The sequence below is a fragment of the Ruegeria sp. BH8 genome (assembly GCF_056538065.1).
The window spans coordinates 120,112-134,892 of the sequence record NZ_JBQFSP010000002.1 but is presented as its reverse complement, the minus strand read 5'-3'; the positions used below and the strand labels follow the sequence as shown (position 1 = coordinate 134,892).

Annotated in this window: 16 protein-coding genes; 11 read left to right on the top strand and 5 right to left on the bottom strand. The window is 57.9% G+C overall.

The annotated features are described in order from the left end of the window. Nucleotides 1-22 precede the first annotated feature (22 nt). Nucleotides 23-745: a zinc-ribbon domain-containing protein gene (locus tag ACR0AD_RS07730; protein WP_480486637.1), complete on the top strand. Its 723-nt coding sequence runs from the start codon at nucleotides 23-25 to the stop codon at nucleotides 743-745. A 3-nt stretch (nucleotides 746-748) separates the two neighbouring features. Here the strand turns inward: ACR0AD_RS07730 and ACR0AD_RS07725 are convergent, their stop codons facing one another. The 4 genes from ACR0AD_RS07725 to argH all read right to left on the bottom strand — a co-directional run bounded on the left by ACR0AD_RS07725 (nucleotide 749) and on the right by argH (nucleotide 6,484). After that, complete coding sequence (locus ACR0AD_RS07725) at nucleotides 749-3,232, bottom strand: TIGR02302 family protein (protein ID WP_480486838.1); 2,484 nt, start codon at nucleotides 3,230-3,232, stop codon at nucleotides 749-751. A 96-nt stretch (nucleotides 3,233-3,328) separates the two neighbouring features. Further along, nucleotides 3,329-4,594: a diaminopimelate decarboxylase gene (gene lysA, locus ACR0AD_RS07720; protein ID WP_480486635.1), complete on the bottom strand. Its 1,266-nt coding sequence runs from the start codon at nucleotides 4,592-4,594 to the stop codon at nucleotides 3,329-3,331. Between the two features lie 304 nt (nucleotides 4,595-4,898). Continuing rightward, nucleotides 4,899-5,099, bottom strand: a complete 201-nt coding sequence (locus tag ACR0AD_RS07715; RefSeq protein WP_480486634.1) for an argininosuccinate lyase — start codon at nucleotides 5,097-5,099, stop codon at nucleotides 4,899-4,901. After that, nucleotides 5,096-6,484 (bottom strand): argininosuccinate lyase, encoded by a 1,389-nt coding sequence (gene argH, locus ACR0AD_RS07710; RefSeq protein ID WP_480486632.1) that lies wholly within the window; start codon nucleotides 6,482-6,484, stop codon nucleotides 5,096-5,098. Before argH ends, ACR0AD_RS07715 begins: the two co-directional genes overlap by 4 nt. A gap of 21 nt (nucleotides 6,485-6,505) precedes the next feature. Here argH and ACR0AD_RS07705 point away from each other — a divergent pair, with 21 nt between their 5' ends. From ACR0AD_RS07705 to yddG, 10 genes are all read left to right on the top strand, one after another. Next, nucleotides 6,506-7,072 (top strand): TlpA disulfide reductase family protein, encoded by a 567-nt coding sequence (locus tag ACR0AD_RS07705; protein ID WP_267363231.1) that lies wholly within the window; start codon nucleotides 6,506-6,508, stop codon nucleotides 7,070-7,072. Nucleotides 7,073-7,137: 65 nt separating this feature from the next. Further along, nucleotides 7,138-7,500, top strand: a complete 363-nt coding sequence (locus ACR0AD_RS07700; RefSeq protein WP_480486630.1) for a hypothetical protein — start codon at nucleotides 7,138-7,140, stop codon at nucleotides 7,498-7,500. 134 nt (nucleotides 7,501-7,634) lie between these two features. Then, nucleotides 7,635-8,021 (top strand): hypothetical protein, encoded by a 387-nt coding sequence (locus ACR0AD_RS07695; protein WP_480483112.1) that lies wholly within the window; start codon nucleotides 7,635-7,637, stop codon nucleotides 8,019-8,021. Then, on the top strand, nucleotides 8,018-8,989 hold the full coding sequence (locus tag ACR0AD_RS07690; protein ID WP_480486628.1) for a sterol desaturase family protein: 972 nt from the start codon (nucleotides 8,018-8,020) through the stop codon (nucleotides 8,987-8,989). Before ACR0AD_RS07695 ends, ACR0AD_RS07690 begins: the two co-directional genes overlap by 4 nt. Nucleotides 8,990-9,080: 91 nt before the next feature. Next, complete coding sequence (locus ACR0AD_RS07685) at nucleotides 9,081-9,269, top strand: hypothetical protein (protein WP_480483107.1); 189 nt, start codon at nucleotides 9,081-9,083, stop codon at nucleotides 9,267-9,269. 104 nt (nucleotides 9,270-9,373) lie between these two features. Continuing rightward, on the top strand, nucleotides 9,374-10,207 hold the full coding sequence (locus ACR0AD_RS07680; RefSeq protein ID WP_480486626.1) for an EAL domain-containing protein: 834 nt from the start codon (nucleotides 9,374-9,376) through the stop codon (nucleotides 10,205-10,207). Nucleotides 10,208-10,397: 190 nt separating this feature from the next. After that, entirely contained in the window at nucleotides 10,398-11,573 is a 1,176-nt protein-coding gene (locus ACR0AD_RS07675; protein WP_209598663.1) for an acetyl-CoA C-acetyltransferase, read from the top strand. Between the two features lie 187 nt (nucleotides 11,574-11,760). Continuing rightward, nucleotides 11,761-12,483 (top strand): acetoacetyl-CoA reductase, encoded by a 723-nt coding sequence (phbB, locus tag ACR0AD_RS07670; protein ID WP_209506587.1) that lies wholly within the window; start codon nucleotides 11,761-11,763, stop codon nucleotides 12,481-12,483. Between the two features lie 298 nt (nucleotides 12,484-12,781). After that, nucleotides 12,782-13,729, top strand: a complete 948-nt coding sequence (locus tag ACR0AD_RS07665) for a transcriptional regulator GcvA (protein ID WP_480483103.1) — start codon at nucleotides 12,782-12,784, stop codon at nucleotides 13,727-13,729. After that, on the top strand, nucleotides 13,726-14,592 hold the full coding sequence (gene yddG, locus ACR0AD_RS07660) for an aromatic amino acid exporter YddG (RefSeq protein ID WP_480483101.1): 867 nt from the start codon (nucleotides 13,726-13,728) through the stop codon (nucleotides 14,590-14,592). Before ACR0AD_RS07665 ends, yddG begins: the two co-directional genes overlap by 4 nt. Here the strand turns inward: yddG and ACR0AD_RS07655 are convergent. Continuing rightward, on the bottom strand, nucleotides 14,589-14,753 hold the full coding sequence (locus ACR0AD_RS07655) for a YdcH family protein (protein WP_083445267.1): 165 nt from the start codon (nucleotides 14,751-14,753) through the stop codon (nucleotides 14,589-14,591). The two genes, yddG and ACR0AD_RS07655, sit on opposite strands and share 4 nt — an antisense overlap. Nucleotides 14,754-14,781: the final 28 nt, after the last annotated feature.

Sequence of the window (14,781 nt, the reverse complement as noted above, 5' to 3'; positions counted from 1 at the left end):
TTCATCCGGCCGAGGAGGCAGTATGCGTCTTACATGTCCGAATTGCACTGCGCAGTACGAAGTTCCTGACGAGGTCATCCCCGAGGAAGGCCGCGATGTGCAGTGTTCGAACTGCGATCAGACCTGGTTTCAGGCCAAGCATCCATCCGAGCCGACGGATGAACCGAACGCGCCCGAGGACAAGCCTGTTGAGGCAGATACATCGGACACCGAGGTCGAGGCCCAGAAGGACGCCGAGCCCGCAGATAAATCAGCGCCAGAGGTTGAAAAACCTGCTGCATCTACAGGAAATGTTGCCCCATCAGTCGCCAGTATCCTGAAAGAAGAAGCCGCACGAGAAGCGGAGTTACGTGCGCAGGAAGGCGGTGGTCTGGAAAGCCAGCCCGATCTGGGCCTGGAAGCACCGCCAGAACCTAAGGTCAGGCCCAAACGCCCTGCAACTTCGGAAACCGCCGTAGATGCCGGGCAAAAGGATGCACTGCCGGATGTCGATGCCATCAACTCGAGCATGCGGTCGGACCCGGCAGAAGATGAGGCGCAGGCGCCTCGCAAGTCCGGTGGGTTCTTGCGCGGTTTTGCGCTGATGCTGATCATCGGCGTGGTTCTGTACCTGATCTACGGGAATGCCCGCCAGATCAGCGAGGCTGTACCGCAGGCCGATCCGTTGCTCAGCTCATATGTGTCGCTGGTGGATCAGGCGCGCATCTGGCTCGAAACTCAGGCAGGATCCGGTGCGCAGAACTAAGGGCTAGAACCGCTCCAGCAACCGCTTGAGGTATTCCAGCTCGATCTGGGGACGATCTGTTTCACCGGTCCGACGGCGGATTTCATCCAGCAACTCGCGCGCCCGGCGATAAACGTCTTCGCCCTGCAACAGGTTCTCGTCGGTTGAAATCGAACCCGCAGCGCCTGGGTTTCGGCCCAGAGGATCGCGGTTGTTGGCCTGCATGTCGCCGTCCTGCGTTCCCTGCCCTGGTTGGTTCTGCTGTTCCTGCGCCATGGCTTCACCCAGCGACCGCATCCCTTCGCGCAACGCTTCCATCGCTTCGGATTGACGGTCGATAGCTTCGGCGAGATCATCGCCACGCAGGGCCTGCTCGGCCTCGTCCATGGCGCGCCCGGCCCGATCCAGCGCCTCGCGCGCGGCGTCACCTTCGGGTGTGCCGACACCGGGGAGACCTTGTTGCTGACGACCCAACTCGTCTCTCAACGCTTGCTGTCGGTCGGCGAGCGAGCCTTGCCCCTGCTCACCGTCTCCAGCCTGATCCGAACCTTCACCTTGTCCGCCCTGACCTTCGTGGCTTTGCCCCCGACCTTGCCCGCCGTTGCGACCTTCGTTCCCTTGGCTTTCACCTGATTGCGCGCCGGGGTTGAATTGTTCCTGCAAATCACGAAAGGCCTGATCGCTAAGACCCTGCTGTTCGCGCAGGGTTTCGGCAAGACCTTCCATGGCCTGCTGGCCTTCGGATTGCTGCCCTTGGCCCTGACCCTGAGTTACACGCATGTTCTCCATCATCTGCTGGAATTCTTCCAGCGCCTGCTGGGCTTCGGCCATGCGACCTTGTTCCATCAGTTCCTGAATACGGTCCATCATGCGCTGCAGGTCATCCTGCGTCATTTGCAAAGATTCACTATTCTGGCCGGACTGACGTTCGCCGTCTTCTCCATCTTGCTGTGCCAGACGTTGTAGTTGCTGAAGGTAATCCTGCGTCGCCTCGCGCAATTCCTGCATCAACTCCGCTATTTCTTCATCGCTGGCCCCGTTCTTCATCGCCTCGGTCAGACGTTCCTGCGCGCGGCGCATCCGTTCCAATGCATCCGCCAGCGTCCCGTCCTCGATCACCACGGCAAGGTCCCACAGGGCTTGTGCAATCTCTTCCTGTTGTTTGGGTTTCAACCCGTATCGATGAAAAGTTTCCAATCGCCTCAGAACAACCCGCAGACGCAGATAGGCTGTGTCAGAACGAAACAGATCCTCAGGGCGGTGCGACACAGCCCTCAGCAATTGCGAGACACGAGGCGCATTGGATCGCGACCAAAGCAGATCGCGCCTTTGCTCAATCACGGCTGCCGCCAGCGGATCAAAGAAGCGCCGTGCTGGCAAAGCCGTCTCATAGGAATCCGAAGACGTTTGCTGCTCCGCTGCATCCGTTGCCATCAAGGTAATCCTGACCGGCAAATGCGCCCACGGATGCTGCGAGAAGTCCTCGATCAGGTCTTCGGTGAAATCTGCCCGATCACCGGTGATCGGCATGGGTAATTCAATTTCGATCACCTCGCGCGGCTCTGGCTCGGCCGCCAGTCCGTACCGACGGTCAATCGCCGCCAAATCCAGCTCGATCCGGGCCAAGCCCGAAACCACTCCGTAATCGTCGCTGGCGGAAAATGGCAGCTTCATCTGCCCGCCCGCTTCAGACTCGGCGGTACCGGAAACTGCAATCTGCGGAGCCGCGTCGTCAATGACCTGCACCGACCAGTCCCGCCCCACCGGACCATCAATGCGCAACTGACCCGAGCGTTCGGCGACAAACTCCTGTTCCGGGTCTGTTGCCGCCTCGGTTCCGCTGGCAGAACTGCTTTCGGTCAGACTATGTGCACCGACCTCACCGTAAAGTCGCAAGGTGATGCGACTGCCCTTGGGAACAGAAAGCGCCGCCCCCGTCTGATCAGCAAGATATAAGGTCGGCAAACCTGTGTATCTGGGGGGTTCCACCCATCCTTCCCAAGTTGGGCCCTGTCCAGCGACGGCTGTACCCGGCGCCATGTCCGCCACTGAACCCACGCGCCACAACGAACCAAAGATCAGCGCCACGACAAATGCCAGCAGAGCGGCATAGCGCAGCGCATACGGATCACGCGACGCAAGCCGAAGATCTGGTTTCACAGCCTCAGCAGTGGCCGCACGCTGTGCCATGCGGGCTTTGTGCGCCTGCCACAAGGCAACCGAGTCCCCATCGTTGGTACCGATTGCCTGATCATCCAGCAAAGCCTGAATAGGTCGACCGGGCAGAGCCTCATCCAGCCGCGCCAGCGCATCAGCGCGGGACGGCAGTTTGAATTTCGTGACACCGCGGACGGATGCTACACCAAAAGAGATCAACGAGAGCGCACCAGCACCCCAGACGATTTCAACGGGCAGATGATCCTGCAGCCCCAGCATCAGAGCGGCGAGCAAAGCCAGAACAATCGAGAACGCAGGCCAGAACGCGCGCAGCACCTGTTCAGCCACCATGCCAAGATGGGTTAGCCACAGGGACAGGCGCGGAATGGGCAGGTTCGTACTGTTGGTCAAGACGGGCCTCCGGGACAGGCCCGCGCGGTTATCGCGTCAAAGCCACGATGGTATGGTATCGCGGTTTATGATTTCGTCAAAGCTTGGCCGTTTACGAATGACTGCAAATTGATCACCATTCACCAGAACTTCAGGGATCAACGGACGGGTATTGTATTCGCTGGACATCACCGCACCGTATGCACCCGCGCTGCGAAATGCGACCAGATCACCCGATTTCAACGGTGGCATATTGCGCTGCTTGGCAAAGGTATCCCCGGATTCGCAGACCGGGCCTACGATGTCATAGGCTTGCTGTTCCACGCCAGCCGCCGGTTCTTGCACCGCTATGATATCGTGGTACGCTTCGTACATTGCAGGCCGGATCAGGTCATTCATCGCCCCATCAAGGATCAAAAAGTCGCGACCTTCGCCTGATTTCACATAGATGACCTTGCTGACCATGATCCCGGCATTGCCCGCGATCAGGCGGCCCGGCTCAATCTCGATCTCACAGCCTAGATGGCCCAGTGTTTTCTTGACCAGCGCACCATATTCAATCGGCAAGGGCGGTGCGTCGTTCGACCGGGTGTATGGAATGCCCAAACCACCGCCCAGGTCAAGGCGCCTAATGTTGTGACCTTCAGAGCGGAGGCGCTCGGTCAACTCGGCCAACTTTGTGTAGGCCAACTCATACGGTTCAAGTTCGGTCAGTTGCGAGCCGATGTGAACGTCGATGCCGATCACCTCCAGCCCCGGCAGGTCGGCGGCGTGAGCATAAACTTCCGAGGCGCGGGCTATCGGAATGCCAAACTTGTTCTCGGACTTGCCCGTGGCAATCTTGGCATGCGTCCTGGCATCAACATCCGGGTTCACCCTGACGGTAATCGGCGCGATCACGCCAAGCTCAAGCGCAATGGCGTTGATCACTTCCATTTCGGGCTCGGATTCGACATTGAACTGGCGAATGCCGCCGCTCAGCGCCATGCGTATCTCGTCCGCTGTTTTCCCCACACCTGAGAACACGATCTTGTCACCGGGAACACCAGCCGCCTTCGCACGCAGATATTCTCCGCCCGAGACCACGTCCATCCCCGCACCTGCTTGGGCCAATGTCTTAAGGATCGCCTGATTGCTGGCCGCCTTCATCGCGTAGCAGACCAGATGATCGGTGCCGTCCAACGCGTCATCGAACAGCTTGAAATGCCGCAGCAATGTAGCCGTGGAATAGACGTAGAACGGTGTTCCAACCGCGGCTGCGATTTCGGAGACGGGGACATCCTCGGCGTAAAGCGCGCCGTCGCGGTACAAAAAGTGATCCATGCTTGCGCGCTTAGACCATAAAAGGACTTCGGATCAATGGATTCTGTATCCTTAGTCCCGGTTTAGTTTTGCGTTGAAACACCAACTCGGCCATAGCCCGAGATTGAAATGCCGGTGCCCGATTGTTTTGGTTCGGCCGCAGGTTCCGGACGTCGCGCTGACGAAGGCTCGCAAGCCGCCAAAACAGCAAGAGCACAAACCAATCCCAGAATTTTCATTTCAATACCATTTCTTTGTGTGACAGGTAATCGATACGTGGACCCAACATGAGGTGCCGGGACCATGGGCGCAACATTCAAAAGGATCAGAATCCAAGATAAATGCCCAGCGGTCCGCGGCTTAGGCCGACACCCCCGCCAACATACGCGCCGCTTGATCCAACCCCAATGGTGGCACTGACCGTGGGTTGAGGGGCAGTTGGTTGATCAGGCTCGCCATCAGCCCCGCACCCGGCCAGCACCAGACCGGAAACCGCAATCAGGATCGCACGTAGCGCGGTTGTCATACCATTGCCTTCCATCGTTCGATCTGGGCCCGCACCTGATCGGGGGCGGTACCACCGTAGGACTGCCGCGAGTTTACCGAATTGTCGACGCCAAGGACAGAGTAGACATCATCCGAGATATCACCATGGACCGATTGCATATCATCCAGCGTCAGGTCGGGCAGATCACAATCCTTGCCTTCGGCCATGGCCACCAGTGATCCGGTGACGTGATGCGCATCCCGGAACGGCAGGCCCAGCACCCGCACCAGCCAGTCGGCCAGATCCGTAGCGGTCGAGAAACCCGAGCCGGCGGCGGCGGCAAGGCTGTCGCGGTTGGCGGTCATGTCCTTGACCATCCCTTCCATCGCAGCCAGTGCCAGCATCCAGTTGTCGGCGGCATCAAAGACCTGTTCCTTGTCCTCCTGCATGTCCTTTGAATAGGTCAGCGGCAGGCCCTTCATCACCATCATCAGCGCGGTATTGGCCCCATAGATACGCCCAACCTTGGCGCGGATCAGTTCGGCTGCATCCGGGTTCTTTTTCTGCGGCATGATCGACGAGCCGGTCGAAAACCGGTCGGACAGGGACACGAAACGGAACTGGGCCGACGACCAAATCACCAGCTCCTCGGCAAAGCGCGACAGGTGCACAGCGCAGATCGAGGCGGTCGACAGGAACTCCAGCGCGAAATCGCGGTCGCTGACGGCATCCAGCGAGTTGGCGGCGGGGCGATCAAAGCCCAACGCCTGCGCCGTCATATGGCGATCAATGGGGAAAGATGTACCCGCCAGTGCGGCGGCCCCCAACGGGGATTCGTTCATTCGGGCACGGGCGTCGCGGACTCGGCTCAGGTCGCGGCCGAACATCTCGACATAGGCCATCATGTGGTGGCCCCATGTTACGGGTTGCGCAGTTTGCAGGTGGGTGAAGCCGGGCATGACCCAATCGGCGCCTGCTTCGGCCTGTGCCAAAAGCGCGCGAATCAGAGCCAGCAGACCAGTTTCAGCCGCGTCTAGCTGATCCCGGACCCACAGTTTGAAATCCGTCGCCACCTGATCATTGCGCGAACGCCCTGTGTGCAAACGGCCAGCAGGCTCGCCGATGATCTCTTTCAGCCGCGCCTCGACATTCATGTGTATGTCTTCCAACGCAGTTGAAAACTGAAACGTGCCGCTCTGGATTTCTGACAAAACGGTGAGCAGCCCTTCCCGAATGGCCTGCGCATCACTATCACTTATGACGCCTGTAGCAGCCAACATGGCCGCATGGGCGCGCGAGCCTTCGATGTCTTGGGCTGCCATCCGCTGATCGAACCCGATCGAGGCGTTGATCGCCTCCATGATCGCGTCTGGACCGGCGGCAAAGCGGCCGCCCCACATCTGGTTCGAGGATTGATCGGTCATGTAAGAAAACCCGGAGTTGATATGCGCCTATTTCGTTTGATCCCCCTTTATATGGCCCTTGCGCTAGGTGCAAATGCCGCTTTGGCAACCGATGCCGCGACACTGGGCCCCTTACGGGAAGGCAGTCTGAAGCGCCTAATCCTGCATGAAGAACCCAAACCGGCAAAAGTGATCGAGTTTCAGCTGGAAGATGACGGGGGTGTCGGCACGCTGGCCGATTATGAGGGCAAGTATGTTCTGCTGAACTTCTGGGCCACCTGGTGCGCCCCCTGCCGCAAAGAAATGCCTCAGATCGCCGAGTTGCAGGACGAGTTCGGGGGGGACAAGTTTCAGGTTCTGACCCTTGCCACAGGCCGCAACTCACCAGCAGGAATCAAGAAGTTCTTCGAAGAAAATGGCATATCCAACCTGCCGCGTCACCAGGACCTCAGCTCGGCTGCTGCGCGCGAATTCGGTATCATCGCATTGCCCATCACGGTCATTCTGAATCCCGAAGGTCAGGAAATCGCGCGGTTGATCGGCGACGCCGAATGGAACTCGGACAGCGCGAAGGCGATTATCTCAACGCTTGTTGGCGCAGAAAGCTGAGGGAACTGGCCCATTAAGCCCCAGAATCATGATACTCTTTTGATGCTTTGATAAGGAGAGTATTTATGAAGAGTTTTGTTACATTCACCGCCGCGGCCTGCCTGGTTCTGGGTTCTGCCGTTGTTTCCGAGGCCAAAGACATTAAGAAAGAAGCCCAGTTCGTCGCAGGTGTCGCCGGCAAGAAACTTGTCTCCGGTGACACCCGGTTGATCATCACTCCGGATGGAAAAATCGAGGGCGTGGGTCGCAACAACGCCAAGATCACCGGTGCATGGGTTTGGAACAAACAGTTCTGGTGCAGAAATGTTGTCGCCGGAGGAAAGAAATTCCCCGAGGATTGCCAGAAGGTCAAAATGGAAGGCAATCAGGTCGAGTTCGTGCGTAGCAAAGGCAAAGGTGACGCAATCGTTTACACGATCGCTAATTAGGCTCGCCCATCGGGCGCGACTGCTTTGGGTACCGATCCGGGAAATGAGCGGCACGTTCTGTTCTGCAAAAGCTGACGTCACGCCACCTTTGACAGTTTCCATCCCCCTTTGCACTCTGCGCTCAGGAGGATGGAATGCCGCTGGAAATTCTATTGGTGTTGGTCGTTGGGGGCATAGCCGGGATTACGGTATTGTTGCATCTGACGGGCAAGTCGCGGTTGCACGTGCTGACGCCAGACACGGCGCCACGTCAGTGGCTGCGGCATTTCCCTGATGACACGGTGATCGACGTGACAATCGCCCATGACGGTCACGCGGCGCTGGTAAGAACCCAGAACGGGGCTGGGTTGATCTGGTCCTTCGGCGCCGACACAGTAGCGCGGCGTCTTCAGGATTTCGACTGGTTTGAGACCGCCAATGGCATCGAAGTTCGGTTTCACGACTTCAGCACCCCGCGCGCGACCGTTCACCTTGACCAGACCGAACGCCAGCACTGGCAACACTTGATGAGGCCCGCATGACAGACCAGGTAAGCTTTCCCGATGCGGTGCAATGGGCCGTCCCGTTTTTCATCGCTGCTATTCTGGCAGAATTCCTGTGGATCGCAGTCAAGGGCAAAGGCGGGCGGTATGAAACGCGCGACGCTTTGACCTCGCTGATCATGGGGGCCGGGAACATCGCGTCGGGCTTTTTGCTGGGCTTTATTGCCTATGCGTTTTTCATGTGGCTGTGGCAGATCACTCCTTTGGACCTTGGCACGTCAATTCCCGTTATCATTCTGTGCTTTGTTCTGGATGACCTTCGCTATTACTGGGTACACCGTTTTGGGCATCGTATTCGCTGGGTCTGGGCCAGCCATGTCAACCACCACAGTTCACAGCACTACAATCTGACCACAGCTCTGCGGCAGACTTGGACCTATACCTTTACGTTCATGATGGTCGTTCGCGCGCCGCTGATCCTGCTGGGTTTCCATCCCGCCATGGTTCTGTTCGTCGGTGGATTGAACCTGATCTATCAGTTCTGGATTCACACCGAGGCCATCGGCAAAATGCCCCGATGGTTCGAAGCGGTCATGAATACCCCCAGCCATCATCGCGCGCATCACGGCAGGAACGCGCGGTACCTGGATTGTAATTACGCCGGAGTTTTCATCATCTGGGACAAGCTGTTTGGGACCTTTGTGCCTGAACTGGAAAACGACCGTGTCGACTACGGGCTGGTTCACAATATCGGCACCTTCAACCCGTTGCGCGTTGCGTTTCACGAATGGGTCGGCATCTGGCACGACGCCACGCAGCCCGGCCTGACACTACGGCAACGTCTGGCCTATTGTTTCGCGCCTCCGGGGTACAGCCACGACGGCAGCCGCGACAACTCGGAACAGATAAAAGCCAAGCACCTGGCTCGCCATCCCGAGGACCGGGGAACGCCCGGTTTTGAGCAGGTCGACAAGATCCTGCCCAAAGGACAGGCAGAACAGGCCTGACACAGCCGTCAGGCCCCGATACGACTTGAACTCCGGTCTTTGCGCGCCATATCGGTCATTGAATGTGGCGCATAGTTGAGCGAGGGGCGGCATGAAACGTTTGGCAACCATTTCAACCTTCGTGGGGTTGTTTGGCCTGTTGCTGGCCATGCTTGCCGCGCTCGGCAGCTTTGTTGGCACTCTGATCGCACTGGGTTTTGTCCTGATGTTTCTGGGTGCGACAGGAGCCCTTCTTGGAGCCGCGGCATCACTGGCCCGTGCCGGGGATTCCGCGCGCTGAAAACCGCAATAAGCAACTTCATCTGACGCTTTAACCGCAGATTCATCTGTTTGCCCCGAAACTGTGTCAAAACACCTGTTCCGGACACACGGGAATCTGCGCCTATGGGAAACAAAAAGCTCACCAATCTTCCCGAAGGGTTGGACACCCCTTTGAATGCAGCAGTGTCAACACGGGATCGTTCGGTGGTTCAGATGGCAACCGATGCTGTGAAGCACAAGCAATGTCGGTTGGCCTTTCAGCCGGTTGTTCAGGCGCACCCGCCGCATGACATCGCGTTTTACGAAGGCTTCATTCGTGTATTGGATGAAACAGGGCGCGTTATCCCCGCGCGCGAGTTCATGCCACAGGTTGAAAACACTCCGATCGGACGTGATCTCGACTGCGTCGCGTTGGAACTTGGTCTGCGCACGTTGGTGAAGAACCCCCAGATCCGCCTGTCGATCAACATGTCCGCCCGCTCAATCGGTTACTCCAACTGGTCCGGTGTACTGGACCGGTTTCTGAAACGGGATCCGCAGCTGGGCGAACGTCTGATCCTAGAAATCTCCGAAAGTTCTGCCATGCAGGTGCCGGAATTGGTGGTCGACTTCATGGACCGCCTACAGGATCGCGGCATCGCGTTTGCGCTGGACGACTTTGGTGCCAGCAACTTCAGTTTCCGCCACTTTCGCGAGTTTCTGTTCGACGCCGCCAAGATCGATGGTCAGTTTATCAGGGGCATCAGCAACAGCCCCGACAACCAGGCTTTGGTGCGGGCCCTGATTGCCGTAGCGCGTGAGTTTGAAATTCTGGTCACTGCCGAATCGGTCGAAACTCAGAAGGATGCGGCATTTTTGCTTGAAAGTGGCGTGGATTGCATGCAGGGCTTTTTGTTTGGCGCGCCCAGTGTTTCGCCCCCGTGGAAACAGGAAAAAATTTCAAAAACAGCAAGTTGACCCGTGGGTGATCGACATTTTTCCGCCATTTCCCAAGCTGAGACAAGCTGCCCGTTGCTGCAAGTGCAGCATTACGCTATTGCAGAAGTACTTGAGCGGGGGATAACGGGGCGCTCTTGTTTCGAGAGGGAAACTCTCGGCCTGCGCCGTCAGACATTCCGCCAGACAATGACGGTAAAGGACTGATCATATGACCAACGTAGTAATCGCATCCGCCGCACGAACAGGTGTCGGCAGCTTTAGTGGTTCGTTTGCGAACACCCCCGCACATGATCTGGGCGCGGCCGTCCTGGAAGCAGTTGTTGAGCGCGCCGGGATTGAAAAAGGCGAAGTCAGCGAAACCATCTTGGGTCAGGTGCTGACTGCGGCTCAGGGCCAGAACCCGGCTCGGCAGGCGCATATCAACGCCGGTTTGCCGCAGGAAAGTGCCGCCTGGGGAATCAACCAGGTTTGCGGCTCGGGCCTGCGTGCGGTCGCATTGGGCGCTCAGCACATCCAACTCGGCGATGCCGACATCGTCGCCGCTGGTGGCCAAGAGAACATGACCCTGTCGCCCCACGCAGCTGCCCTGCGCGCCGGTCACAAGATGGGTGATATGAAATATATCGACACCATGATCCGCGATGGTCTGTGGGATGCCTTCAACGGCTATCACATGGGCCAAACGGCGGAAAATGTTGCCGAAAAATGGCAGATCAGCCGCGACATGCAGGATGAATTCGCTGTCGCCTCGCAGAACAAGGCTGAGGCGGCGCAAAAAGCTGGCAAGTTTGTCGACGAAATCGTGCCCTTCACCATCAAGACCCGCAAGGGTGACATCGTGATGGACAAGGACGAATACATCCGCCACGGCGCTACAATGGAAGCCATGGCAAAGCTGCGCCCCGCCTTCACCAAGGACGGATCGGTCACAGCTGCAAACGCTTCGGGCCTGAACGACGGCGCGGCCGCAACCCTGCTGATGTCAGCTCAAAACGCAGAGAAGCGCGGAATCGAACCTTTGGCGCGCATCGCGTCCTACGCAACTGCCGGGCTGGACCCGTCGATCATGGGCGTTGGCCCGATCTACGCTTCGCGCAAGGCATTGGAAAAGGCGGGTTGGTCCGTCGACGATCTGGACCTTGTTGAAGCCAACGAAGCCTTTGCCGCGCAGGCCTGCGCAGTGAACAAAGATATGGGCTGGGATCCGTCGATTGTGAACGTGAACGGCGGCGCAATTGCCATCGGCCACCCAATCGGCGCATCAGGTTGCCGCGTTCTGAACACGCTGCTGTTCGAAATGAAGCGCCGCGACGCAAAGAAAGGTCTGGCCACCTTGTGCATCGGCGGCGGCATGGGTGTCGCCCTGTGTGTGGAGCGCGACTAAGTGCGCCAATAACCAAATAGAAAAGGGCGTCCATGGGACGCCCTTTTTTGTTACACTGGGGTCGTACCCCTTAGATGCGACGATATTGCCATCCGAAATAAACACCCTAACGACGAAACAATATTGCGCACAAACATCTCTCAAAGTAACAGCATTACCAAGGCGACTAAAATTGGAGGAGTCCTAAATGGCACGTACAGCACTCGTTACCGGCGGTTCCCGCGGCATTGGCGCAGCAATTTCCAAGGCGCTCAAAGCCGAAGGATACAACGTTGCGGCCACCTATGCAGGGAATGACGAAGCCGCCGCGAAATTCACCGAAGAAACCGGCATCAAGACCTACAAGTGGAACGTCGCCGATTATGACGAATCCAAAGCGGGCATCGAAAAGGTCGAGGCCGAGGTTGGCCCCATCGACATCGTTGTCGCCAACGCAGGCATCACCCGTGATGCACCTTTCCACAAAATGACACCCGATCAGTGGAAAGACGTGATCGACACCAACCTGACCGGCGTGTTCAACACTGTGCACCCTGTCTGGCCCGGCATGCGCGAGCGCAAATTTGGCCGTGTCATCGTCATCAGCTCGATCAACGGCCAGAAAGGTCAGTTCGCTCAGGTGAACTATGCTGCGACCAAGGCGGGCGATCTGGGCATCGTGAAATCTCTGGCGCAGGAAGGCGCGCGGGCAGGCATCACGGCCAACGCGATCTGCCCCGGTTATATTGCAACCGAGATGGTGATGGCGGTGCCCGAAAAGGTACGCGAATCGATTATTGGCCAGATCCCCGCCGGTCGTCTGGGCGAGCCCGAAGAGATTGCACGCTGTGTGACCTTCCTGGCCTCGGACGAATCTCAGTTCATCAACGGCTCGACCATCTCGGCCAATGGTGCCCAGTTCTTCGTCTGATCTGCAATCAGAATTGTGAAAACGGGCCGGTCCATCAGGGCCGGCCCATCCTTATCCCGTAAGATCGCGCGCGCTGCGATCAGCGGGAACCCAGTACCCAATTCCACAACTGCCGGACCACCTTGCCACGCTCTTCATGCGCGCGCAGGATCGCCACTTGGGCGGCGGGATTTATTGTCATCTCGATCATGGCAGCCGCCTTTCAATTCAGTTTTGCTTGACCTGATGTGAATATGAAGGTCACCTAGGATCATGACAAACGAAGTTTCCTGAACCTTCAGTTAAGAATTTCTTGACCATGAGTGATTATCTGCCCCCACTTACCGCGCTTCGGGCTTTTGATGCCGCGGCCCGGCACATGTCGTTCGCGAAAGCGGCGGAAGAGCTGCACGTGACGCCAGCGGCCCTGTCCTTTCAGATCAAATCGCTTGAGGAGCATCTGGGTCGCCCTCTGTTCCGCCGTCTGAACCGTGCTGTGGAACTGACTGATGCGGGCCGCGCCCTGGCCCCCGGCGCGGCAGAGGGCTTTGCCACATTGCAAAGCGCGTGGCGTGCTGTACGCAGGCAGGAGGATGACACCGGATTGACCGTCACCGCAGGTCCGGCACTGACTGCAAAGTGGCTCGCACCTCGCCTTTACGAATTCGCCCGTGCACATCCGGAAATCGACCTGAAATTCTCGGCCACATTGCGCAACATGGATCTGGAGCGAGATGATGTGGATGTTGCCATCCGGTTTGGCAATTCCGCCGATGAGGGGCTGTATTCCGTACCTGTAAGAAAAGAGTGGCTGACCCCGGTCATGACCCCGGAGCTAGCGGAGCAATTCACCACGCCAGACAGCCTGCGCGACGCACCGTTGATCCACGACGATTCGATCAATTTTCTGACCCCGCCCTGCGACTGGCCTGCCTGGTTCCGCGCTGTGGGTATCGATTTTATCCCCACTCATGGGGCGCATTTTTCCAACGCAGATCACGCGATTGACGCCGCTGTCGCCGGCGTTGGTGTCGCCCTTGGACGGCGCGCCATGATCCTCAAGGACTTGACCGAGGGTCGGCTGGTTGCCCCCTTCAAGGTCGCGCTGGAAACGCAGGGCCGGTTCCGGTTCCTGTGCCTTCCGGGGGCCGAAAAACGTCCTCAGATCTCAGCATTTCGGGATTGGTTCCTGACCGAGATTGAAAAGACCGCGCATATTTCGGATGAATTCGACATTATTCCGATCGAAGAGGTTTCCGGATCATGACCAAAACGCGCGCAACAGCCATAGGCTTTGGGGCCGTACTATTATGGGCTTTGCTGGCGCTTTTGACCGTCGGCTCTGCACCCACACCGCCATTGCTGTTGAACACGATCTGCTTTTCGATTGGTGGGGCACTTGGGTTGATTTGGACAGCCGCAACCGGTGGGTTTAGCGGGTTGAAACAGGTCCCCTGGACGACCTACCTGTTCGGTTCATTGGGTCTGTTCGGGTATCACGCATTGTATTTTTCAGCCCTGCGTATGGCCCCCGCGGCCGAGGCCGGGTTGATTGCCTATCTCTGGCCCCTTCTTATCGTTCTGTTTTCCGGCCTGCTGCCGGGCGAGCAGCTTCGCACTGGTCACTTGATCGGGGCATGCCTTGGCTTTGTTGGGGCTGCTTTGATCATCACCGGAGGCGGGAGCGCCGGTTTTCAGGCACAACACCTGCCGGGATATGCATTGGCCCTGCTTTGCGCCCTGACATGGTCAGGCTATTCGGTTTTGTCGCGCAAATTGGGGGGTACACCGACCAGTTCGGTTGCGGTCTTTTGTCTGATGGCTGCGATGGCTTCGGGTCTGCTGCATCTGGCCATAGAAGACACCGTGCTGCCCGACACGACACTGGGGTGGTTATCGGTATTGGCACTTGGCCTCGGGCCCGTTGGACTGGCCTTTTATGTATGGGATATCGGGGTAAAGCAGGGTGATATTCAAATGCTCGGGACCTCATCTTATGCGGCCCCGCTTTTGTCGACACTTGCTTTGGTGATGGCCGGGATCGCTGCCCCATCCTGGGGGCTGGCGATCGCGGCCTTTCTGATTACCGGCGGGGCCTTGATCGCGGCCCGTTCCAGTTTGAAATCTTAAGCAGACAGTCGCTCGATCTCTTCCTTCAGCTTGAGCTTCTGTTTCTTCAGCTGGGCTATGTGGAGATCATCGATGCCTGGCGAGCGTTGGGCTTGTTCTACTTCTAGACCGAGAGATTCGTGCTTTTTCTTCAGTTCTGTCAGATGTGCGCTCACGCTCATTGCGATCCTCCTTTTATACGTGTCTGAA